Source organism: Micromonospora sp. NPDC049282 (genome assembly GCF_043197045.1).
In the GTDB taxonomy this organism is placed as follows: domain Bacteria; phylum Actinomycetota; class Actinomycetes; order Mycobacteriales; family Micromonosporaceae; genus Micromonospora.
In genome coordinates, this window is record NZ_JBICSL010000010.1 from 71,438 (window position 1) to 92,996 (window position 21,559).

20 protein-coding genes are annotated in these 21,559 nt (G+C 73.7%); 11 read left to right on the top strand and 9 right to left on the bottom strand.

Annotation, left to right across the window (positions count from 1 at the left end):
• Nucleotides 1-1,158: hypothetical protein (locus tag ACGFI2_RS17685; RefSeq protein WP_393517822.1), on the bottom strand; the 1,158-nt coding region annotated here is incomplete at its 3' end.
• Between the two features lie 251 nt (nucleotides 1,159-1,409).
• Entirely contained in the window at nucleotides 1,410-2,885 is a 1,476-nt protein-coding gene (locus ACGFI2_RS17690; protein WP_393517825.1) for an aminopeptidase P family protein, read from the bottom strand.
• Nucleotides 2,886-2,997: 112 nt separating this feature from the next.
• Here ACGFI2_RS17690 and asnB point away from each other — a divergent pair, with 112 nt between their 5' ends.
• Nucleotides 2,998-4,959 carry an asparagine synthase (glutamine-hydrolyzing) gene (asnB, locus tag ACGFI2_RS17695; RefSeq protein WP_393517828.1) on the top strand — a complete coding sequence of 654 codons (1,962 nt, stop codon included), beginning with the start codon at nucleotides 2,998-3,000 and terminating at the stop codon, nucleotides 4,957-4,959.
• A gap of 57 nt (nucleotides 4,960-5,016) precedes the next feature.
• On the opposite strand, the gene ACGFI2_RS17700 is transcribed toward asnB, so the two are convergent.
• Nucleotides 5,017-6,147, bottom strand: a complete 1,131-nt coding sequence (locus ACGFI2_RS17700; RefSeq protein WP_393517831.1) for a lytic polysaccharide monooxygenase — start codon at nucleotides 6,145-6,147, stop codon at nucleotides 5,017-5,019.
• Between the two features lie 327 nt (nucleotides 6,148-6,474).
• Here ACGFI2_RS17700 and ACGFI2_RS17705 point away from each other — a divergent pair, with 327 nt between their 5' ends.
• On the top strand, nucleotides 6,475-7,404 hold the full coding sequence (locus tag ACGFI2_RS17705; protein ID WP_393517834.1) for a carbohydrate kinase: 930 nt from the start codon (nucleotides 6,475-6,477) through the stop codon (nucleotides 7,402-7,404).
• 100 nt (nucleotides 7,405-7,504) lie between these two features.
• Here the strand turns inward: ACGFI2_RS17705 and ACGFI2_RS17710 are convergent, their stop codons facing one another.
• Complete coding sequence (locus ACGFI2_RS17710; protein WP_393517837.1) at nucleotides 7,505-8,719, bottom strand: multidrug effflux MFS transporter; 1,215 nt, start codon at nucleotides 8,717-8,719, stop codon at nucleotides 7,505-7,507.
• An 80-nt stretch (nucleotides 8,720-8,799) separates the two neighbouring features.
• On the opposite strand from ACGFI2_RS17710, the gene ACGFI2_RS17715 reads away from it, so the two are divergent.
• A complete protein-coding gene (locus tag ACGFI2_RS17715) occupies nucleotides 8,800-9,243 on the top strand; it encodes a MarR family winged helix-turn-helix transcriptional regulator (RefSeq protein WP_393517840.1) in 444 nt (147 codons plus the stop codon).
• A gap of 84 nt (nucleotides 9,244-9,327) precedes the next feature.
• On the opposite strand, the gene ACGFI2_RS17720 is transcribed toward ACGFI2_RS17715, so the two are convergent.
• Both ACGFI2_RS17720 and ACGFI2_RS17725 read right to left on the bottom strand, forming a co-directional pair.
• A complete protein-coding gene (locus tag ACGFI2_RS17720) occupies nucleotides 9,328-10,164 on the bottom strand; it encodes an MBL fold metallo-hydrolase (protein ID WP_393517843.1) in 837 nt (278 codons plus the stop codon).
• Nucleotides 10,161-10,562 (bottom strand): thioesterase family protein, encoded by a 402-nt coding sequence (locus ACGFI2_RS17725; protein ID WP_393517846.1) that lies wholly within the window; start codon nucleotides 10,560-10,562, stop codon nucleotides 10,161-10,163. Before ACGFI2_RS17725 ends, ACGFI2_RS17720 begins: the two co-directional genes overlap by 4 nt.
• Nucleotides 10,563-10,688: 126 nt before the next feature.
• Between ACGFI2_RS17725 and ACGFI2_RS17730 the strand changes: the two genes are divergently transcribed.
• Nucleotides 10,689-11,747 carry a phosphatase PAP2 family protein gene (locus ACGFI2_RS17730; RefSeq protein WP_393517849.1) on the top strand — a complete coding sequence of 353 codons (1,059 nt, stop codon included), beginning with the start codon at nucleotides 10,689-10,691 and terminating at the stop codon, nucleotides 11,745-11,747.
• Nucleotides 11,748-11,849: 102 nt separating this feature from the next.
• Here ACGFI2_RS17730 and ACGFI2_RS17735 read toward each other — a convergent pair whose 3' ends face one another.
• From ACGFI2_RS17735 to ACGFI2_RS17745, 3 genes are all read right to left on the bottom strand, one after another.
• Nucleotides 11,850-13,217, bottom strand: a complete 1,368-nt coding sequence (locus ACGFI2_RS17735) for a PH domain-containing protein (RefSeq protein WP_393517852.1) — start codon at nucleotides 13,215-13,217, stop codon at nucleotides 11,850-11,852.
• A gap of 257 nt (nucleotides 13,218-13,474) precedes the next feature.
• Complete coding sequence (locus ACGFI2_RS17740; protein WP_393517855.1) at nucleotides 13,475-14,002, bottom strand: PH domain-containing protein; 528 nt, start codon at nucleotides 14,000-14,002, stop codon at nucleotides 13,475-13,477.
• Nucleotides 14,003-14,054: 52 nt separating this feature from the next.
• Nucleotides 14,055-14,282, bottom strand: coding sequence for a hypothetical protein (locus tag ACGFI2_RS17745; RefSeq protein WP_393517858.1), 228 nt, complete (start codon nucleotides 14,280-14,282; stop codon nucleotides 14,055-14,057).
• Between the two features lie 243 nt (nucleotides 14,283-14,525).
• On the opposite strand from ACGFI2_RS17745, the gene ACGFI2_RS17750 reads away from it, so the two are divergent.
• From ACGFI2_RS17750 to ACGFI2_RS17780, 7 genes are all read left to right on the top strand, one after another.
• Nucleotides 14,526-15,632 (top strand): AAA family ATPase, encoded by a 1,107-nt coding sequence (locus ACGFI2_RS17750; RefSeq protein ID WP_393517861.1) that lies wholly within the window; start codon nucleotides 14,526-14,528, stop codon nucleotides 15,630-15,632.
• A complete protein-coding gene (locus tag ACGFI2_RS17755; RefSeq protein ID WP_393517864.1) occupies nucleotides 15,611-16,570 on the top strand; it encodes a DUF58 domain-containing protein in 960 nt (319 codons plus the stop codon). The genes ACGFI2_RS17750 and ACGFI2_RS17755 overlap by 22 nt, the downstream gene beginning before the upstream one ends.
• Nucleotides 16,567-17,517 (top strand): VWA domain-containing protein, encoded by a 951-nt coding sequence (locus ACGFI2_RS17760; protein WP_393517867.1) that lies wholly within the window; start codon nucleotides 16,567-16,569, stop codon nucleotides 17,515-17,517. Before ACGFI2_RS17755 ends, ACGFI2_RS17760 begins: the two co-directional genes overlap by 4 nt.
• 568 nt (nucleotides 17,518-18,085) lie before the next feature.
• The gene (gene fabG / locus ACGFI2_RS17765; RefSeq protein ID WP_393517870.1) at nucleotides 18,086-18,790 is read left to right on the top strand and encodes a 3-oxoacyl-ACP reductase FabG; all 705 of its coding nucleotides are present in this window, start codon (nucleotides 18,086-18,088) and stop codon (nucleotides 18,788-18,790) included.
• A gap of 24 nt (nucleotides 18,791-18,814) precedes the next feature.
• Complete coding sequence (fabI, locus tag ACGFI2_RS17770) at nucleotides 18,815-19,582, top strand: enoyl-ACP reductase FabI (RefSeq protein ID WP_393517873.1); 768 nt, start codon at nucleotides 18,815-18,817, stop codon at nucleotides 19,580-19,582.
• A gap of 133 nt (nucleotides 19,583-19,715) precedes the next feature.
• Entirely contained in the window at nucleotides 19,716-20,741 is a 1,026-nt protein-coding gene (locus ACGFI2_RS17775; protein ID WP_393517876.1) for a ferrochelatase, read from the top strand.
• On the top strand, nucleotides 20,690-21,556 hold the full coding sequence (locus ACGFI2_RS17780) for an HAD-IIA family hydrolase (RefSeq protein ID WP_393518175.1): 867 nt from the start codon (nucleotides 20,690-20,692) through the stop codon (nucleotides 21,554-21,556). The genes ACGFI2_RS17775 and ACGFI2_RS17780 overlap by 52 nt, the downstream gene beginning before the upstream one ends.
• The last annotated feature ends 3 nt before the right edge of the window (nucleotides 21,557-21,559 follow it).

Genomic DNA, 21,559 nt, shown 5'->3' on the forward strand with positions numbered 1-21,559 from the left:
GGTGTTGCCGGTGATGTGGGTGAAGGAGACGGTGACGAAGCCGCCGCTGCTGAACAGGCCGCCGCCGTTCTTCCCGGCGCGGTTGTCCGACAGCGTGCTCGGCGACGGCTCCTTGCCGTCCCGGGCCCCGGTGATCTCCACGGTGCCGGCGTCGTGCCTGCCGTGCTCGCCCTTGCCGGCGCCGGTGGCGCCGAGTTCGACCGGCCCTTTCTCGGTCCGCTCGTCGCTGCCGTTGGCGATGCCGCCGCCGCTGCCCGCGGCGGTGTTGTCGGCGACGTGGGACTCCTCGACCTTGAGGATGCCGCGGTTGAAGATGCCGCCGCCGTCGCGCTGGGCGTGGTTGTTGACGACCTTGCTCTCGTCCAGCCACACCCGGCCGAAGTTGGCCACCGCGCCGCCGTTGTGCTCGGCGTTGTTCTCGGTGAGCTTGACGTTGGACAGGTGGGCGCTGCCGCCGCGCTCGACCAGCAGCGCGCCGCCGTCGCCCTCGCCCCGCTCCTTGTCCCCGTCCGCCGGGCCCGACGTCGTCGGGCCCGGGTACGTGAACTCGGACGCGTTTCCACCCTTGACCGTGAGGTCCTTGAGGGTGAGGTGGCCGCCGTCGACGACGCGGAAGATGCGGAAGGTGTCTTCGGCGTCGCGCTTGATGGTGGAGCCGTTGCCCTTGATGGTGACGTCCTGCTTGATCTCGGGCAGGCCGCCGCCGACCTTGCGGTCCTTGACGCCGAGTTCGTAGGTGCAGTTCTCGGCGAGCTTCAAGGTGCCGCCGTGGTCGCGGTTGGCCAGTTCGAGCGCGTCGACGAGGGCGTCGTCGTCGCACGGGATCTCACGGGCCTTGCCGTGGTCCTCCTCGCCGCCCCACTCGCCGCCCCACTCGCCCCGGTCCCGGCCCTCCTGCCCCCGGCCGTCGCGGTCCTCGCCCTTCCCGCCGTCCCGGTGGGAGTCGCCGGCGTTCTGCGGCGCGGCGGCGCGATTGTCCGCCACCCGCTCCGGGTCGCCCGCCTTGTCGTCGCGGGCGGCGAGGCCCCCGAGCGCCGCCAGGCCGACGACGCCGGTCAGCCCGGCCACGCCGGTGGCGACCCAGAGCGCCCGTCGCCTGCTCGTCGGCGGGGCCACCACGGGCGCCCCGCCGTCGGGTGTCGTTTCGTCGTTGGACATGCGCGCCGTCCATCCCTCGGTGTCTTCTCAAACGGGTCGTACCGCCGCAGGCCGTACGACAGGCCACAAAACGGTTGTGACCTCTGAGCGACACCGTAAGAGAAGGATCCTCACGAGGATGACGTATCCGAAGAAAGCCCACGTAAGGCGCGGGAATGCGAAAAAACGGCGGGCCCTCACCGGCCCGGGACGCGAACGGCGTCACGGTTGCCGACGAGGGCCCGCCGAGGGATCGGACGGCCCGCGGGGCCTCAGCCGGGCAGGCGCGGACCCGCCTCGCGCTGCTCGGCCAGCCAGGTCTCCACCTCGTGGGAAGCCCGCGGCAGCCCGGCCGAGAGGTTCACCGGGCCGTCGGCGGTGACCAGGATGTCGTCCTCGATCCGGACGCCGATGCCGCGCAGCTCCTCCGGGACCAGCTCGTCCTCCGGCTGGAAGTAGAGGCCCGGCTCGACGGTCAGCACGTAGCCCTCGCCGAGCGGGCCGTCGCGGTAGGTCTCCCTGCGGGCGTTCGCGCAGTCGTGCACGTCGATGCCGAGCATGTGGCTGGTGCCGTGCAGCGTCCAGCGGCGGTAGACGGTGGAGGCCGGATCCATCGCCTCGTCCACGCTCACCGGCAGCAGCCCGAGATCCTTCAGCGCCTCGGCCAGCACCCGCATCGAGGCCAGGTGGACGTCGCGGAAGCCCACCCCCGGCTTGCACATGTCGATGCCGGCCTGCTGGGCGGCGTGGACCGCGTCGTAGACCTGGCGCTGCAGCGGGGTGAACCGGCCGTCGACCGGCAGCACCCGGGTGACGTCGGCGGTGTAGAGGTTGCGGTTCTCCACGCCCATGTCCATCAGCAGCAGGTCGCCCGGTCGGGTGACGCCGTGGTTGTGCACCCAGTGCAGGATCGTGGCGTGCTCGCCGGCGCCGACGATCGAGCCGTAGCCGACGTCGTTGCCGTCGTGCCGGGCCCGCAGCGCGAACAGCCCTTCCAGCAGCCGCTCCGAGATCGCCCGGTCGGCCGGCAGCGCCCGCGCCACGTCCTCGAAGCCGCGCACCGTGGCGTCGCACGCCTCCTGGAGCTGCGCGATCTCCCACTCGTCCTTGACCAGCTTCAGCTCGGAGATCGCGATGGCCAGCTCCCGGTCACGACCCGGCTGTCCCTCGGCCCGCGGCCCGTCGTAGCGGCGCACCGCGGCGTCCACCCGGGCGTCGAAGCCGCGCAGCACCCGGGTCCGCCCCGGGGCCAGATCGGCCAGCGCCGCGTCCAACTCGTCCAGGTCGGCCGTCGGCAGGCCCAGCTCGGTCGACTTCTCGCGCAACGTCGGCCGGCGGCCCACCCACAGCTCACCGTGGCGGCTGCGGAAGAACTCGTCGGTCGCCCGCGACGACCGGGGCCGCATGTAGAGCGTGGCCTCGCCGCCCGGGCGCAGCACGAGGACGCTGTCGGGCTCCAGGTCGCCGGTCAGGTACGCGAAGTCGCTGCCCGGCCGGAACCGGTGGTCGGTGTCGTTGGCGCGGACCTTCTCGTTCCCGGTGGGGATGACCAGCGTCTCACCCGGGAAGGCCTCGGCCACCGCGGCCCGCCGCTTCGCGTGGTTGGGCACCTCCGGGCGCGGCGCGACCGGCAGCTCGGTGTCCCGCCAGCCCTGCCGCATGAACGACAGGAACGCCTCCGGGAAGTCCGGATCGTGCGATTCCGTGCCGTCCGCCGGCTTGCCCTGCTGCGTCCGCTCCTCGGCCATGATCCGCCCTCCCTGAGCCTCGTCGCTGGTCCCGACGGTACCGCGCGCACGGGAGCGGGGAGTGCCTGCGGTGCCGCGACGGCGGCTTCCGGCGCGTGGAAAGATGGCCGTCATGTGCGGACTCCTGGCCTTCTTCAGCGCGCGCGGCGACGCCGCCGCCCACCGCGACCACATCGCCGGCGCACTGGAGTGCCTGCACCACCGTGGCCCGGACGAGACCGGGGTCGAGGTGGTCGGCGACGCCTCCGGCCGGTACGCGGACGGCGTTTTCGCGCACAAGCGGCTGGCGATCATCGACGTGGCGCTCAGCCACGAGCCCCTGCCCTACGCCGGCGGGCGCTACCTGCTCACCTTCAACGGTGAGATTTACAACTACATCGAGCTGCGCGACGAGCTGATCCGCGACTTCGGCGCCCAGTTCGCCACGAACGGCGACGGTGAGGTGATCGTCGCCGGCTACCACTACTGGGGTGAGCAGGTGCTCACCAAGCTGCGCGGCATGTTCGCGTTCGTGATCTGGGACCGGCAGGAGCGGCGGGCGTTCGGCGCCCGGGACTACTTCGGCATCAAGCCGCTGCACTACCTCCAGACCCACGACGGCCTCTACCTCGCCTCGGAGAAGAAGGCGCTGCTGCCGTTCGCGCACTCCGCCTACCAGGGCGACGCGGGGATCGACACCGCGAGCCTCAGCCACTACCTGACCCTGCAGTACGTCCCGGAGCCGGGCACGCTGCACAAGGGGATCAGCCGGATCGGGTCGGGGGAGTACCTGACCTGGAGCCCGGACGGCCGGATCGACGTGCGCCGCTGGTACCGGCCGGTGTTCCGGCCCGCCCCGGTCGCCGACGAGCAGAAGCTCTACCACGAGATCCGGGAGACGCTGCGGGAGAGCGTCCGGATGCACATGCGCTCGGACGTGCCGGTCGGCTCGTTCCTGTCCAGCGGCATCGACTCCACCGCCGTGGTGGCGCTGGCCCGCGAGTTCAACCCGAACATCCTCACCTTCACCGTCGGCTACGACGTGCCCGGCTACTCCGAGATCGACGTGGCCCAGGACTCGGCCCGGCACCTCGACGTGACCACGATCCCGACCAAGATCGGGCCGCAGGACATGATCGACGCGCTGCCGAAGATCGTCTGGCACCTGGACGACCCGGTCGCCGATCCGGCCCTGGTGCCGCTTTACTTCGTGGCGAAGAAGGCCGCCGAGCACGTCACCGTGGTGCTCTCCGGCGAGGGTGCGGACGAGTTCTTCGGCGGCTACACGATCTACCGCGAGCCGCTGTCGCTGAGTTCGGTCAACGGCCTGCCGGACGGCGTGCAGAAGGGCCTGCGCGCGGTCTCCAAGGCGATCCCGCAGGGGGTCAAGGGGAAGAGCTTCCTGGAGCGCGGCACCACCCCGATCGAGCAGCGCTACTACGGCAACGCCCGGATGTTCACCGAGGAGGAGAAGCAGCACCTGCTGCGCCGCTACGACCCCTCGGTGCGCTACACGGACGTGACCGCGCCGATCTACGCCGAGTGCACCGAGCTGGACGACGTCACCAAGATGCAGTACGTCGACCTCTACACCTGGCTGCGCGGCGACATCCTGGTCAAGGCGGACCGGATCTCGATGGCGCACTCGCTGGAGGTCCGGGTGCCGTTCCTGGACCGGGAGGTGTTCAACGTCGCCGCCGGCATCCCGGTCGACCTGAAGCTGCCGCCCCGCTCCGAGGCCACCAAGTACGCCATGCGGCAGGCGCTGCAGGGTGTGGTGCCGCCGGCCATCGTGAACCGCAAGAAGCTGGGCTTCCCGACCCCGACCCGGGTCTGGCTGCGCGGCGAGATGTACGAGTGGGCCCGGCACGTGCTGTCCACCTCGGGCGCCGGCGACCTGATCGACCTGTCGTACGCGATGCGACTGCTGGAGGAGCACAAGCGGGAGGAGGCCGACCACTCCCGCAAGGTGTGGACCGTGCTGATCTTCTGCATCTGGCACGCCATCTTCGTGGCGAAGACGCTCGACCCGGGCATCCAGCGCAACCAGTCCGCGCTGCTCACCAAGCCGGTCGTGGGCAGCATGGTCCGCTGACCCGGAGCGCGACGAAGGGCCCCCGACGTGCTGCCGGGGGCCCTTCTCAGTTCGGGGTCACCTGCCGGTGCAGGTGACCGTGGGTAGCGTGTTCTGGCCGGAGATGTTCGCGGTGAAGCCGAACGTGGTGGTGCCCTCCGGTGCGACGCTGCCGTTGTAGGCGGCGTTGGTGACCGTCACCGACGCCCCGCTGCCGCTCAGCGTGCCGTTCCACACCTGGTTGATGGTCTGGCCGCTCGGCCAGGTCCAGCTCGCGGTCCACCCGGAGTACGTCCGGGTGCTGTGGTTCATGATCATGACCTCGCCCTGGAAGCCACCGCCCCAGGCGCTGACCACCTTGTAGACCGCCATGCAGTTGCCACCGGCGGGCGGCGGCGTGGTCGGCGACGAGGTGGGCGTCGGCGTCGGGTTGGTCGGCGTCGGCGTGGGGTTGGTCGGCGTCGGGGTCGGGTTGGTGGGCGTCGGCGAGGGGTTGCCGCCCGAGCCGATCCCGGTCACCTCGCCGTTGCCGCCGTCGAACGTCACGTCCGAGCAGCCGAAGAAGTTCTCCTGGCTGTCCGAGCGGACCCAGCGCGAGTAGATGATGTGCCGGCCGCTCTTGTTGCTCGGCAGGTTACCGGTGAAGTAGTAGTGGCCGTCGTTGGTGCCCACCGCGCCGCTCTGCGGCGGGTTGGTCACCTGCAGGAACGGCTGCTCCTCCAGGTCGCTCCAGGCCAGCGCCCGGGTCGGGCTCCAACTGTCCTTGGTCACGTAGAAGTAGAACGTGCCCGGGTGGTGGGCCCAGTTGCTGTAGCGGAACTCCATCGACCGCCCGGCCGTCAGGTGCGTGACCGGCCAGTCGTTGCGGGCCGCGTCGTAGCCGCTGAAGTTCGGGTTGCCGCCACTGCACAGCTTGCCGTCCGGGATGAACCCGGTGGTCCGGCCGCCCGCGTCGGAGCGCAGCACGCTGAACCAGTTGTAGAGCGAGTTCGCCCCGTTCTGGGCCACCGCCGACGCGCAGGCCGGGTTGTTCGGCCGGATCTCACCGCTCCCGGTGAGACCGTCCTTCCAACACAGGTAGGTGCGGGCGCCCGGCGTCATCGCCGCGCCGTGCGCGGCGGCCGGGTCGGGCCCGGAGGCCAGGGCGAACGCGCCCACGGCCAGGGTGAGGGCCGCGGTGACGAGCGCGGCCGTACGGGATCGGTGCACGGGGATCTCCTGACTCGCGGAGCGTGGCCCGGTTCGGCCCGCCCCGCTGCGACGAGCGGATGCGATCATCGCGGTGCCCGCGCCCGGCGGTCGGCGTGCGGCCGGGGCCGTCGGGGGGCGCGCACCGCCTGCGGTCCGTGCCACGGACCGTAAATGCCCTCGCGTCGGCTCGACCCGGCGACGCGGCAGCCCCCGCGCCCTCCCGGTAGCGCCATCCCATCACGTCCGGCCGCCACGCGCAATAGCCGCCGGTCGATGTCCCCGGGTCCCGTCACGTCGCCCCGCCCCATGCGCCAGGATCGGGGGAGGACAACGAGGGGAGCCAGGATGGGGTACGCGGTGGTGCTCGGCGAGGCGTTGGTCGACCTGCTCGACGCCGAGCACGACGGGGAACCCGTCTACCGGCAGGCCATCGGCGGCGGGCCGCTCAACGTGTCGGTGGCGATCGCCCGCCTCGGCGGTGAGGCGCAGTTCGTCGGGTCGCTCGGCGACGACGCGCTCGCCGGCCGGATCCGCGCCTTCCTCACCGCCGCCGGGGTGGGCGTGGCCGGGACGGTGACGGCGCCGGCCCCGACCGCGCTGGCCGTGGCCACCTTCGCCGGCCCGGAGCCGGAGTTCCGCTTCTACGGCGAGCCGCGCTCGTACGCCCTGCTCGGGCCGGACGACCTGGACGTGGCGCTGGTCGAGGGCGCGGACGTGCTCTACTGCGGCTCGATCGTGCTGCTCGACCCGCCGGTGCTGGCCGCCGCCCGCCGGGCCTGGTCGATCGCCGGCGGGCTGCGGGTGTTCGACCCGAACGTGCGCCCCAGCCTGCTCACCGCGCCCGGCGCGCTGGACGCGCTGCGGGCCGTGGTCGCCGAGTTCGCCGGCGCGGCGCACCTGGTCAAGCTGAGCAGCGCGGACGCCCGGGTGCTCTACCCGGACGAGCCGGTCGAGGGTGTCGCCGCGTACCTGCGGGAGCTGGGCGCGGCCACCGTGGTGGTCACGCTCGGCGCGGACGGCGCGCTGGTCGCGGCCGCCGACGACGTGGTGCGCGTGCCGGCGCCGAAGGTCGACGCGGTGGACGCCACCGGCGCGGGCGACTCGGTGATGGGCGCGTTGGTGGCCGAGCTGCTCGCCACCGGCGAGCCGGTCGACGCGGCCGGCTGGCGGGAGCGGGTGGCGTTCGCGCTACGGGTCGCCGGCCTGGTGTGCGAGTCACCCGGCGGCGCCACCGCGATGCCCACCCGCGCCGCCGTCTCCGCCCGCTTCGCGTGAAAGGCGGGGCCCCCTTTCAACGCCTTCGGTAGAGGCGGGGCCCCCTGTTGACGCCGAGCCGCGGCGCCGGGCGTCGGGCCGCGGCGCCGGGCGCCGAGGGTCAGCGGCGGGTGAGGGTGAGGACGGCGGTCAGGGAGAGGGTGGCGGCGCCGGCCAGGACGGCGGCCATCGGCAGCGCGCTGCCCTCGCCGCCCAGGCCGACCAACGGCGCGGCGAGCGCGCCGACCACCGACTGGATCCCGCCCATCAGCGCGGCGGCGGTGCCGGCGTGCCGGGCGTGCGCGTCCAACGCCAGCGCGGTGCTGTTCGGCATCACCATGCCCAGCGAGCCGACGAACGCGAACAGCGCCACCGCCGTGACGGCGAGGCTGCCGGCGAGCGCGCCGGTCAGTACGCCGACGGCGGTGACCAGGCCGACCACAAGCGTGGTGACCAGCAGCCGGCGCGGGCTGAACCGGTCGAGCAGCCGGGCGTTGACCTGGCCGGTGGCCACCAGCGCGAGCGCGTTCACCCCGAAGAGCACGCTGAACACGGTGGCCGAGACGCCGAAGACGTCCTGGAACACGAAGGACGACCCCGAGATGTACGCGAACAGCCCGGCGAACGCGAAGCCCTGGGTCAGCGCGTACCCGAGGTAGACCCGGTCGGCGGCCAACGACCGCATGGTCCGGGCGGTGGTGGCCAGGCCGCCGGTGCTGCGGCGGTCCTCCGGCAGCGTCTCGGGCAGGCGCAGCGCGACCGCGACGGCGAGCACCGCCGCGATGACGGCCAGGGTGACGAAGACCGCCCGCCAGGAGCCGAACCGGAGCACCAGGCTGCCGACGCTCGGCGCGGCCACCGGCGCGACCCCGAAGACCAGGGTGAGCCGGGAGAAGTACTTCGCCGCGGCCCGGCCGGAGTAGAGGTCGCGGACCACCGCGCGAGCGACCACCACGCCCATGCCGCCGGCCAGCCCCTGGGCGAACCGCGCGGCGGCCAGCAGCGGGGCGCTGGGCGCCGCGGCGCAGGCCAGCGCCAGGACGGCGTACGCGACGACGCCGATCAGCACCGGGCGGCGGCGCCCGAAGCGGTCGCTGAGCGGCCCGGTGACCAGTTGGCCCAGCGCCAGGCCGATCAGGCAGGTGGTCAGGGATAGCTGGATGCCGGCCTGGTCGGCGCCGAGCTCGCGGGTCATCGCCGGGAACGCCGGCAGGTACATGTCGAGCGAGAGCGGACCGATCGCGGTGAGCGTGCCGAGCAGCACCAGCAGGGTCGCGCCGGACGCGGCGGGCCGGTCGACGGGCGGGCGCGCGGCGGTCCGCGCGGTCTGGCTCACGAGAGGTACCCCCAGGGTCGGTGTTCCGGGTTACCTTATCTCTGTAGTCAGAACTATTGCGATGTGAAGTAGGTGACCCGGTGGCGACCGACGACATCGCGCGGCTCGGGGCAGGGCTGGGGGAACTGCACCGGCTGCTGCGCCGCAAGACCGTCGCCCGCGCCGACCTCGACCCGCTGCCCGAGTCTCAGGTGGAGGTGCTGCTGCTGGTCCGGGCCGCGCCGGGGATCAGCGGCAAGGAGGTGGCACGCCGGCTCGGCACCGCCCCCAACACGGTGAGCACGCTGGTGCGCGACCTCAGCGACGCCGGGTTGCTGGTCCGCGACCGTGACCCCGCCGACCGCCGGGTGGTCCGGCTGCGCCTCACCGAGGCCGCCCACCGGCGGATGGCCGACCACGAGGTCCGCCGCGCCGCGCTGCTCACCGAGGCCCTGGCCGACCTCGACCCACCGGCCCGGGCCGCCGTGCTCGCCGCCGCCCCGCACGTCGACGCGCTGCTCACCGCGCTGCGCGCCCGCCCCTGACCGGCCCCCACCTGGGACCTGCGGACGATCGTGGCCGAGGCCGACCCGGCCTGACGCCGCCGGCCCAGGACGACCGGGCCTCGCTCAGGCGGTGCCGTCGAGTTCGGCGTAGCCCCGGCGGGCCGCGATCAGGCCGGGCCGGGCTCCGAACGGCGACTCGGCGGCCACCCGCTCCGGCGGGGCGCTGCCGGTGTGGCCGGCGCGGATCAGCCAGGCCTGCCGCGCGAGCTGCGCGTGCTGCTCGCGGACGAACGCCGTGTCGACCGGCTCGCCGTGGCCCGGCACCACCACCGTGGCCGGCGTGGTCAACCGCAGCAGGTCGGCCACCGCGTCCGGCCACCGCAACGGGTACGACTCCTCGAACGCCGGCGGTCCGCTCTGCTCCACCAGGTCGCCCGCCACCAGCACGTCCGCGTCCGGCACGTGCACCACCAGATCGGCGTCGGTGTGCCCGTGCCCCGGATGGCGCAGCACCACCCGTCGGCCGCCCACGTCCAGCACCGTCTCCTCGTGCACCTCGTGCGTCGGCGCCCGCAGCTCGGTACGCGCCAACTCCTCGGCCAGCGCCGGCTGCTCGGCCCGCATCTCCTCGTACGCCGCCCGGCGCAGCTCGTCGGGGCGGTCCCGCAGCATTGCCACGGCCTGGGCCTGCGCGTACACCGCGGTGCCCGGCTCGGCGGCCAGCGTGGCGTTGCCGAAGCAGTGGTCGAAGTGGTGGTGGGTGTTGACGATCGTCCACGGATGCGGCGTGACGGCCCGCGCGGCCGCCGCCAGCTCCCGGGCCTGCCCGGCGGTGGAGAGCGTGTCCACCAGCAGGGCGGCGCCGTCGCCCACCACCAGCACCACGTTGACGTGCAGCAGCGGCTCGCGCAGCAGGTGCACGCCGGCGGCGATCTCGGAGAAGCCGACGGTCGTCGTCACGCGCGTGCGGCCCGGTCGACGAAGCGCTGCCGGTCGACCAGCGCCCGCTCGACGCGCCCCTGCGCGGCCACCGCGCTGCCGTCCGTGACGGTCACCTCGAAGACCAGCCGGCGGCCGTCCACCTTCACGAGCTCGGCGTGCGCGGACACGGTGCGCCCCGCCGGGGTCGCCGTGCGGTGCTCCAGCTCGACCCGGACGCCGACGCTGGTGGACCCGGACGGCATCCGGGACGCGACAGCCGCCACGGTCGCCGCCTCGGCCAGCGCCACCACCCGGGGGGTGCCGAGCACCGGCACGTCGCCCGAGCCCAGCGCCAGGGCGGTGTCCGCGTCGGTCACGGTCAGCTCGACCCGGGCGGTCAGGCCCGGTGCGAAGGGCGACTCCGGCTGCTCCTGCATGCGACCGAGCCTAGTGCAGCGACCGCGGAGCCGTCCGGCGTCCGGACCGCCGTCGACACCGCGACGCGGCGGCCTCCCGACGGTCGGCGTCGGCCCTCCGGTAGCCCGCCGTTAACCTTGTCCGCGATGGCCGTGCTGACAGATCCCCCGCCCCCCGCCCCCGCCGGACCGACCGCGTCCCCCGACGGCGGGCGCCGTCGCGTGATCGCGATGGCCGTCTGGGGCGTCGCCTTCGTGGCCGCCTGGCTCGCCATCGGCCTGCCCACCGACCCGGCGTACGCGTTCCTGTGGATCTGGGCCGGCACCGTCGCCTGGAACTCGAACCGGCCGTGGCGCAGCCACCTGCGCTTCGCCCGGGACTGGATCCCGGTGGTGCTGCTGCTCGCCGCGTACAACCTGTCCCGGGGGTTCGCCGACAACGGCGCCACCCCGCACGCCATGGAGCTCATCGTCGCCGACCGGTTCCTGACCGGGTGGGCGACCGGCGGCGAGGTGCCGACCGTCTGGCTCCAGCAGCACCTCTACGACCCGGACCAGGTGCGCTGGTGGGACGTGCTGGTGAGCTGGATCTACTTCTCGCACTTCGTGGCGACGCTGGCCGCCGCCGCGGTGCTCTGGATGCGCAACCGGGACCGCTGGCTCGGCTACATGGCCCGGTGGGGCTTCCTGTGCGCGGCCGGGTTGGTCACCTACTTCGTCTACCCGGCCGCCCCGCCGTGGTGGGCGGCGCAGAACGGGCTGCTCACCGAGGTGGCCCGGATCTCCACCCGGGGCTGGAAGGAGATCGGCATGCACGGCGCGGGCAATCTGCTCAACGCCGGGCAGATCGCCTCCAACCCGGTGGCCGCCATGCCGTCGCTGCACACCGCGTTCGCACTGTTCGTGGTGCTGTTCTTCCTGCGCTCGGTGCGCAAGCGGTGGTGGCCGCTGCTGCTGGCCTACCCGCTGGCCATGACGTTCACGCTGATGTACAGCGGCGAGCACTACCTGATCGACGTGCTGGTCGGCTGGGCGTACGTGGGGATGACGTTCCTGGTGGTCGGCCTGGCCGAGCGCTGGTGGCGGGCCCGCCGGGCCCGCCGGGGCGGGTCGCCGGGCGACGTGACCGGCGTCACCGCCCCGGCCGCAGGCCCGGACACCGCGCTCGCCGCCGACCGGGACGCGGTGCCCGCGGAACCCCGCTGACCGGCCCGGAGCCCGACCGGACCGGCCGGGACGCGTGGCGGGTAGGCGGGTGGTTGAGAAGGGTCCCCGCCTATACCGGAGGCGTTAAGCAGGGGCCCTTCCTTACGCGGAACGGTCGGCGCGTGCGGCCTGCGCCCGCGCGGTCAGCTCGGCGGCCAGCTCCCAGGCGTCGCCCAGGTCCCGGTCGACCGCGGCCGCGCCGGCGCCACCGGCGGTGTCGGCGTGCACGGTGGCCAGCCGCAGCCGCCGCTGCGCCGGACCCTGGGTGACCCGCACGCTCTGGATCCGGGCGTACGGCACCAGCGTCAACCGCCGGGTCAGCAACCCGGAGCGGGCCACGAAGACCCGCTCGTCCAGGCCGGCGCCGACCGCCGCCCGGGTCAGCGGGCGCAGCCAGCGGGCCCGCACCGGAGGGGGCGTGCCGGGCAGCGCGTCCAGCCGTACGCCGGGCAGCACCTCCGCCACGACCAGCTCACCGGTGCCGGCGTCGCCGACCGGCAGCAGCCGGTCCGGGCGGTTCCGGTCGTCCGGCTCACCCGCCGAGTAGCCGGCCACCTCCAACCGCAGCCGCAGCCAACCCTTCATCCGCCAGAGCAGCGGCCAGGTCACGCCGACCGTCTGCACCCGGCGCAGCGGCACCGTCTGTACCCGCGTCTCCAGCAGCCCGTTGTGCACCCGCAGCGTGTCGCCGTCGGCGTCGAGCCGGAAGCTCCAGTCGTCGAGCACCCGGCGGATCGGTTGCAGCACCACACCGGCCATCGCGGTCAGCGTGCTGGCCACCGCGACGAAGGACCACGAGCCCTCGGACAGGAACTGCGCCACCACGAAGGCCACGCCGAGCGGCAGCAGGAACGCCTGCGGCGTGAGCAACTGGCTGACCAGCAGGTCCTGATTGCGTACGGCGTGCAGCGGGCGTCCGGCCGGGGCGGTCGCGGCCGGTACGCCGGTCGCGCCGGTCGCGGCGGTGGGCGCGGGCGCCGGGGCGCGACCGGCCACGGCGAGCAGCCGCTGCCGCAGCGCGGCCGCCTCGGCCACACTCAGGTACGCCAGCGGCGCCTCGGTCTTGCCCCCGCCGACCACCTCCAGCCGCAGCTCGGCCAGGCCGGTGAGCTGGGCCAGCAGCGGCCGAACCACCTCCACCGCCTGCAACCGCTCCAGCGGGATGGCCCGGGTACGCCGCCACAGCAGCCCCTCGTGCACCCGCAGCTCGCGCCCGACCACGTGGTAGCCGGTGTTCCACCAACTGATCACCGACAGCACGGTGGCACCGAGGACGAAGACCGCGACCAGGGCGGCGAACCAGCCGAACCCGACCCGGGACAGGGTCGACCAGGAGAGGCCGGCGATCACCACGACCAGCGACTTGGCGCCGTGCAGCGCGGGGCTCAGCGGATGCAGCCGCTGCCGCGGCTCCTCGCCGGCCGGCGGCCCCCACGGCGCCGGCCCCCACCCGCCGGGGGGTGGCGGCACGGGACCGGACCACGGCCCGGCAGGCGGCGGCGGACCCTGGCCGGGCCACGGACCCTGGCCGGGCGGCGGGCCCTGGCCGGGCGGCGGGCCCTGGCCGGGCGGCGGGCCCTGGCCGGGCGGCGGGCCCTGGCCGGGCGGCGGGCCCTGGCCGGGCGGCGGACCCTGGCCGAGCGGCGGCCCGGGCGGCGGACCGTCCCCCGGGGCGGGCGGCCACGGGTGCCCGTTCGTGACCGGCCCCGGACCCCCTTCGCTCGCGCTCACAGGCCCTCCGCCCGGTCCTCGCCCAGGGCGGTGAGCCGGTCGCGCAGCCGGGACGCCTCGGCCGGGCGCAGGCCGGGCACCCGGGCGTCGCTGGCCGCCGCGGCGGTGTGCAGCTGCACGGTGGCCAGGTCGAAGACGCGCTCCAGCGGACCGGCGCTCACGTCCACGAACTGCATCCGCGAGTACGGGACGATGGAAAGCCGCCGCACCAGCAGGCCGTGGCGCACCAGCAGGTCGTCGTCGCGCTCGGCGTACCCCCAGGCGCGGACCGCGCGCACGATGGTGATCACCCGCCAGGCGGAGAGCAGCAGCGCCACGCCGACGGCGGCGCCGAGCAGCCAGTGCCCGGACAGCGCCCACGCCCCGCCGAGCACCACCAGCGCCACGGTGAGACCGATGCCGAGCCGGATCAGTTCCACCCAGATCAGGTCGCGGGAGATCGGCTGCCAGCGGACCGTCTCCGGCCAGGGCTCCAGCGGGTCGGGCGGGGTGACCGGCCGGCCGGCGAGGTCGTCAGCGTTCACCGGGTGGAACCGCCGCGTCCGCTGGCGGGGTGGGGCCTGATCGTCTGCTCGCTCACGATTCGAGCGTAGGCGATCCGGGCAGCGGCTCCACCTCGCGGAGGAAGCCGCGCGCGTCGAGGAAGTCACCAAGTGACGTGCGGTGCGCCGGGCAGGCCAGCCACGTCTTGCGCCGGTCGGGCGTGTGCAGGCGGGGGTTCTGCCAGCGCAACTGGAACGTCGCGGGGGCGCGACACCCCCGCGCCGAGCAGATCAGCGCTTCGTCCGGAAGGGGAGTGGTCACCGGGGCGATTCTAGTGGCCGCACGCCGGGAGTTTTAGCGCCGGGCGGCCACGGGGGGAGCCGCCCGGCGACGGGGTGAATCGTACACGCGCGGGACCCCCAGTTGTCCACCCGTGTTCAGCGTTTTCCGTGCGACAGGTCACGGCGCGGCGAAAATCGTGCCTCTCCCACCTCCGGCTCTCCGCGAGGCATGACAGTCTTGACACGCATCACGCCGCGACGACGACCCAGCTGTGGAGGACCGGTGGCCCAGCCGACCACGCCCGACGTGCCGAATGTGACCGAGGCGCCGCCGGACCCGCCGCCCCCGGCCACCACCACCCCGGCGCAGGACGCCACGCTGCTGGAGCGGGCGCTGTTCGAGATCAAACGGGTGATCGTCGGTCAGGACCGGATGGTCGAGCGGATGTTCGTCGCGCTGCTGGCCCGGGGGCACTGCCTGCTGGAGGGGGTGCCCGGCGTCGCGAAGACGCTCGCCGTGGAGACGCTCGCGCAGGTCGTCGGCGGTTCCTTCGCCCGGGTCCAGTTCACCCCGGACCTGGTGCCCGCCGACATCATGGGCACCCGGATCTATCGACAGTCCAGCGAGAAGTTCGACGTCGAACTGGGGCCGGTGTTCGTCAACTTCCTGCTCGCCGACGAGATCAACCGCGCGCCGGCCAAGGTGCAGTCGGCGCTGCTCGAGGTGATGAGCGAGCGGCAGGTCTCGATCGGCGGCGAGTCCCACCGGGTGCCGGACCCGTTCCTGGTGATGGCCACCCAGAACCCGATCGAGCAGGAGGGCGTCTATCCGCTGCCCGAGGCGCAGCGCGACCGGTTCCTCATGAAGATCGTGGTGGGCTACCCGACCGACGCCGAGGAGCGCGAGATCGTCTACCGGATGGGCGTCGCGCCGCCCGAGCCGGCCCGGGTGTTCGACACCCCCGACCTGATCGCCCTCCAGCGCAAGGCCGACCAGGTCTTCGTGCACAACGCGCTTGTCGACTACGCGGTCCGGCTGGTCCTCGCCACCCGTGCCCCCGCCGAGCACGGCATGCCCGACGTGGCCCAGCTCATCCAGTACGGCGCCAGCCCGCGCGCCTCGCTCGGCCTGGTCCGGGCGACCCGCGCGTTGGCGCTGCTGCGCGGCCGGGACTACGCGCTGCCGCAGGACGTGCAGGACATCGCGCCGGACATCCTGCGCCACCGCCTGGTGCTCAGCTACGACGCGCTCGCCGACGACGTGCCGGCCGACCACATCGTGCACCGGGTGATGTCGACCATCCCGCTGCCCGCGGTCGCGCCCCGCCAGCAGGCCACGCCACCGCCGCCGGCCGTCGGACCCAACGGATGGCCCGGGCAGCGGCCGTGAGCCCGCCGACCGGGCCGCCGGCCACCGGCGACCGCTCGGGCGCCGTGCTGGCCCGGCTGCAGCTCATGGTCACCCGCAAGCTGGACGGGCTGCTCCAGGGCGACTACGCCGGCCTGCTGCCGGGGCCGGGCAGCGAGGCGGGGGAGTCCCGCGAATACCGCCCCGGCGACGACGTGCGCCGGATGGACTGGCCGGTGACCGCCCGCACCACCATGCCGCACGTGCGGCGGACGGTGGCCGACCGCGAGCTGGAGACGTGGCTGGCGGTCGACCTGTCCGCCAGCCTGGACTTCGGCACCGGGCGGTGGCTCAAGCGCGAGGTGGTGGTCGCCGCCGTGGCCGCGCTGGCCCACCTCACCGTGCGTGGCGGCAACCGGATCGGCGCGGTGGTGGGCACCGGCGCGGCCGCCGGCGGGCCGGGGACGCTGCTGCGGCTGCCCGCCCGGGCCGGCCGCAAGGAGGCGCAGGGGCTGCTGCGCGCCGTCGCCGGCACCGAGGTCCGGCCCGGTCGCAGCGATCTCGGCGCGCTCGTCGACATGCTCAACCGGCCACCGCGGCGGCGCGGGGTGGCGGTGGTGATCTCCGACTTCCTCTCGCCGCCGGAGCAGTGGGGCCGGCCGCTGCGTAAGCTGCGGGTCCGTCACGACGTGCTGGCCGTCGAGGTGGTCGACCCGCGTGAACTGGAACTGCCCGACGTGGGGGTGCTGCCGGTGGTCGACCCGGAGAGCGGCGAGCTGCACGAGGTGCAGACCGCCGACCCCGGGCTGCGCCGCCGGTACGCCGAGGCGGCGGCCGCCCAGCGTGGGGCGATCGCCGCCGAGCTGCGCGCCGCGGGCGCGGCCCACCTGCGCCTGCGTACCGACCGAGACTGGCTGCTGGACATGGTGCGTTTCGTCGCCGCACAGCGGCACGCCCGTACCCGAGGGACGACCCGATGATCCGTTTTCTGCAACCGTGGTGGCTGCTGGCCGTGCTGCCGGTGCTCACCCTTGCCGCCGCGTACGTCTGGCGGCAGCTGCACCGCCGGCAGTACGCCCTGCGGTTCACCAACGTCGACCTGCTGCGCACCGTCGCGCCCAAGGGGCTGGGCTGGCGCCGGCACGCGGCGGCGACCGCGTTCCTGCTCTGCCTGCTGGTGCTGGCCACCGGGCTGGCCCGGCCGGCGATCGACACCCGGGAGCCGCTGGAGCGGGCCACCGTGATGCTCGCCATCGACGTGTCGCTGTCCATGCAGGCCGACGACGTGGCGCCGAACCGGCTGGAGGCGGCGCAGGAGGCGGCCAAGCAGTTCGTCGGCGAGCTGCCGGAGAGCTACAACCTGGGGCTGGTCTCGTTCGCCAAGTCGGCGAACGTGCTGGTGGCGCCGACCAAGGACCGGGGCGCGGTGACCACCGCCATCGACGGGCTGGTGCTGGCCGAGGCGACCGCCACCGGTGAGGCGGTGTTCACCTGCCTGGAGTCGATCCGGTCGGTGCCGGCCGACGGCGCCGCCGGCATCCCGCCGGCCCGCATCGTGCTGCTCTCCGACGGATACCGCACGTCCGGCCGCTCGGTGGAGGAGGCGGCCGCGGCGGCGCAGGCGGCCAACGTGCCGGTCTCCACCATCGCGTTCGGCACCGACTCGGGCCAGGTGGACATCGGTGGCCAGCTCCAGCGGGTGCCGGTGGACCGCACCGCGTTGTCCCAGCTCGCGGAGACCACCCAGGGTTTCTTCTACGAGGCCGCGTCGGTGAGCGAGCTGAAGCAGGTCTACCAGGACATGGGCAGCTCGATCGGCTACCGCACGGAGCCGCGCGAGATCACCCAGTGGTACGCGGGGATCGCGTTGCTCCTGGCGCTCTGCGCCGGCGGGCTGAGTCTGCTCTGGACGTCCCGCCTGATCTGAGCCGGGCCGGGCCGGCGGGGGTCAGTGGCCCCCGCCGGCCAGGACGAACAGGACCGCCACCCAGACAGCGGCGAGGGTGAAGCCAAGCGGTGCGGCGTAACGGCTCATGGTTGTGCTCCGTGGCGATGGTCGGCCCGGTGACGCGGGCCGCGAGGGGGACCAGGAAAGACGCACACGAAGTCGTGACCGGGTGCTCCGCCGCGCGGCAGGGCCACCCCCGGCGATGCCGGCCGGGGAGTGGATGCGGTGCGGAGGGCGGGAAGCGGGTCAGCCGCGTCGACGGAGCCGTGGCTCAGCGGGGCTGACGGTGGGCCCGGCCACGACTGGGAGGATCGCTATCTCGCACAGCGATCACCTCCTGCGGTCGGCGGGGCCCGGAAAGCGGGCGCACACCGGCCCGCGGACAGCGATCAGCGTACACCCGGAGCGCTCGCGCCGTGCGTTCGGGCGACCGATGGCGGCGGGGCCGTCGCGGCGGTCCGGCGGTGAGCTGGGCGGGTTAGCGCTTACCTGCGGGTAACCCCTAGGCTCCGACCGACCGGGAGATCGGCTGAGCAGAGGGGGACCCGTGGCCCGTACCGTGCTGGTGACCGGCGGAAACCGGGGAATCGGCCTGGCCATCGCGCAGGCCTTCGCCAAGCAGGGCGACCGGGTGGCGGTCACCCACCGCAGCGGCGAGGCCCCCGAGGGCCTGTTCGGGGTGCGGTGCGACGTGACGGACGCCGAGTCGGTCGACGCCGCGTTCGCCGCGGTGGAGGCCGAGCTGGGTCCGGTCGAGGTGCTGGTGGCCAACGCCGGCATCACCGACGACACGCTGATCATGCGGATGTCCGACGAGCAGTTCACCCGGGTGGTCGACACCAACCTGGCCGGCTCGTTCCGGGTCGCCAAGCGCGCCTCGACGAAGATGCTCCGGGCGAGGTGGGGCCGGATGATCTTCATCTCCTCGGTGGTCGGCCTCTACGGCGGCCCCGGCCAGGTCAACTACGCGGCGAGCAAGGCCGGCCTGGTCGGCGTGGCCCGCTCGATCACGCGCGAGCTGGGTGGCCGCAACATCACCGCGAACGTGGTGGCGCCCGGTTTCGTCGACACCGACATGACCGCGACGCTGCCCGAGGAGCGCCGCACCGAATACCGCAAGGCCATCCCGGCCGGCCGGTTCGCCGAGCCGGAGGAGGTGGCCGGGGTGGTCACCTGGCTCGCCTCGGACGCGGCCGGTTACATCTCCGGCGCCGTCATCCCGGTCGACGGCGGCCTCGGCATGGGTCACTGAGAGAGAGCACGGAGGAACTGCGCAATGTCCGGACTCCTGGCCGGTAAGCGGCTGCTTGTCACCGGTGTCATCACCGAGGCCTCCATCGCGTTCTCCGTGGCGAAACTCGCCCAGGAGAACGGCGCCCAGGTCGTGCTCACCGGCTACGGCCGCCTCTCCCTGGTGGAGCGGATCGCCAAGCGGCTGCCCGAGCCGGCGCCGGTGATCGAGCTGGACGTCATGAACGACGAGCAGTTGGCCGGCCTGGCCGACAAGGTGCGCGAGCACGTCGACGGCCTGGACGGGGTGGTGCACTCGATCGGGTTCGCCCCGCAGAGCTGCCTCGGTGGCGGTTTCCTCGACGCGCCCTGGGCGGACGTCTCGACGGCGTTGCAGGTCTCCACGTTCTCCTACAAGTCGCTCGCCATGGCGGCGCTGCCGCTGATGTCCGCGGGCGGCGCCGTGGTGGGCCTCACCTTCGACGCCACCAAGGCCTGGCCGGTCTACGACTGGATGGGCGTGGCCAAGGCCGGGCTGGAGTCCGCCTCCCGCTACCTGGCGCTGCACCTGGGCAAGCAGGGCATCCGCAGCAACCTGGTCGCGGCCGGCCCGCTGCGCACCATCGCGGCCAAGTCCATCCCCGGCTTCGACCAGTTCGAAACCGCCTGGACCGAGCGGGCCCCGCTGGGCTGGGACCTCACCGACTCCGAGCCGGCGGCGCGGGCCTGCCTGGCGCTGCTGTCCGACTGGTTCCCGGCCACCACCGGCGAGATCGTCCATGTCGACGGCGGCTACCACGCCCTCGGCGCCTGAGGCGTCAGGAGGGGCCCCTTGCTATGCAGAATGCGTTAACAAGGGGCCCCTCCGTACCTCCCGGCCTGGGGTGTAACCGCGCTGAGCAGGGGGCGTCGCACGTACGTCACGGCGGGCGGGGGAGAATGGGCCCATGGCGTACGACGCGTTGGTGCTGGTCTCCTTCGGCGGCCCGGAACGGCCCGAGGACGTTCTTCCCTTCCTGCAGAACGTGACCCGGGGGCGCGGCGTGCCGCCGGAGCGGCTGGCCGAGGTGGCCGAGCACTACCTGCACTTCGGTGGCGTGTCCCCGATCAACCAGCAGTGCCGCGACCTGCTGGCGGCGATCCGGGCGGACTTCGCCGCCAACGGCGTCGACCTGCCGGTCTACTGGGGCAACCGCAACTGGGATCCGATGCTCGCCGACACCGTGGCGCAGATGCGCGACGACGGGGTCACCCGGGCGCTGGCGTTCGTCACCAGCGCGTACGGCGGCTACTCGTCCTGCCGGCAGTACCAGGAGGACATCGCGACGGCCCGGGCCGCGGTCGGTCCGGACGCCCCGCTGATCGAGAAGCTGCGCCAGTTCTGGGACCACCCCGGCTTCGTCGAGCCGCACGCCGACGCGGTGCGTACCGCGCTGGCCCAGCTCGACCCGGCCCGGCGGGACAGCACCCGACTGGTCTTCACCGCCCACTCGGTCCCGGTCTCGGCGGCGGCGAGCGCCGGGCCGCACGGCGGTCGCTACACCGCGCAGCTCGAGGAGACCGCCCGCCTGGTGCACGCCGCGGCCGCACCCGACCTGCCGTACGAGCTGGTGTGGCAGAGCCGGTCCGGCCCGCCGCAGGTGCCGTGGCTGGAACCGGACATCAACGATCACCTGACCAGCCTCGCCGAGCAGGGGGTGACGGGCGTGGTGGCCAGCCCGATCGGCTTCGTCTCCGATCACCTGGAGGTGGTCTGGGACCTGGACACCGAGGCCCTGGAGACGGCGAAGCAGCTCGGCCTGGACTTCGCCCGCGCCGGCACCCCGGGCACCGATCCGCGCTTCGTGGCGATGGTCCGCGAGCTGGTGCGGGAGCGCACCGCGGCGGACGGGGAGCGCCGCCGGCTCGGCGAGCTGCCGGCCTGGGACACCTGCCCGGCGCTGTGCTGCGTACCCCCGGCCCGCCGGCCCTGAGCCCGACCGACCACCGACACCCTGGGGACGACACGATGCATGACCGCAAGCCGGTGCAGAGCTGGCTCACCGACATGGACGGCGTGCTGGTGCACGAGGGTCAGCCGGTGCCCGGCGCGCCCGAGTTCGTCAAGAAGCTGCGCGCCTCCGGCAAGCCGTTCCTGGTGCTGACGAACAACTCCATCTACACCCCGCGCGACCTGCGGGCCCGGCTGGCCCGGATGGGGCTGGACGTGCCGGAGGAGGCGATCTGGTCGTCCGCGCTTGCCACCGCCCAGTTCCTGGCCGACCAGCGGCCCGGCGGGACCGCGTACGTGATCGGTGAGGCCGGCCTGACCACGGCCCTGCACGCGGTGGGGTACGTGCTCAGCGACTTCGCCCCGGACTACGTGGTGCTGGGGGAGACCCGCACCTACAGCTTCGAGGCGATCACCAAGGCGATCCGGCTGATCGACGACGGCGCCCGGTTCATCTGCACCAATCCGGACGCCACCGGCCCCTCGGTCGAGGGCGCGCTGCCGGCGGCCGGCTCGGTGGCGGCGATGATCTCCAAGGCGACCGGGGTGGATCCGTACTTCGTCGGCAAGCCCAACCCGATGATGATGCGCTCCGCGCTGAACACCATCGACGCCCACTCGGAGTCCACCGCGATGATCGGTGACCGGATGGACACCGACATCCTGTGCGGGTTGGAGGCCGGGCTGGAGACGATCCTGGTGCTGACCGGCATCAGCAGCCGGGCCGAGGCCGAGCGGTATCCGTACCGGCCGTCCCGGATCGTCGACTCGGTGGCCGACCTGATCGACGAGGTCTGAGCC

What these genes read in the sequence shown, in the direction of transcription:
- ACGFI2_RS17705 (WP_393517834.1), top strand. Translation starts at nt 6,475, where the DNA reads ATGGGGTACGCGGTGGTGCTCGGCGAGGCGTTGGTCGACCTGCTCGAC.
- fabI (WP_393517873.1), top strand. Translation starts at nt 18,815, where the DNA reads ATGTCCGGACTCCTGGCCGGTAAGCGGCTGCTTGTCACCGGTGTCATC.
- ACGFI2_RS17755 (WP_393517864.1), top strand. Translation starts at nt 15,611, where the DNA reads ATGGCCCGGGCAGCGGCCGTGAGCCCGCCGACCGGGCCGCCGGCCACC.
- asnB (WP_393517828.1), top strand. Translation starts at nt 2,998, where the DNA reads ATGTGCGGACTCCTGGCCTTCTTCAGCGCGCGCGGCGACGCCGCCGCC.
- ACGFI2_RS17760 (WP_393517867.1), top strand. Translation starts at nt 16,567, where the DNA reads ATGATCCGTTTTCTGCAACCGTGGTGGCTGCTGGCCGTGCTGCCGGTG.
- ACGFI2_RS17725 (WP_393517846.1), bottom strand. Translation starts at nt 10,562, where the DNA reads ATGCAGGAGCAGCCGGAGTCGCCCTTCGCACCGGGCCTGACCGCCCGG.
- ACGFI2_RS17775 (WP_393517876.1), top strand. Translation starts at nt 19,716, where the DNA reads ATGGCGTACGACGCGTTGGTGCTGGTCTCCTTCGGCGGCCCGGAACGG.
- ACGFI2_RS17690 (WP_393517825.1), bottom strand. Translation starts at nt 2,885, where the DNA reads ATGGCCGAGGAGCGGACGCAGCAGGGCAAGCCGGCGGACGGCACGGAA.
- ACGFI2_RS17730 (WP_393517849.1), top strand. Translation starts at nt 10,689, where the DNA reads ATGGCCGTGCTGACAGATCCCCCGCCCCCCGCCCCCGCCGGACCGACC.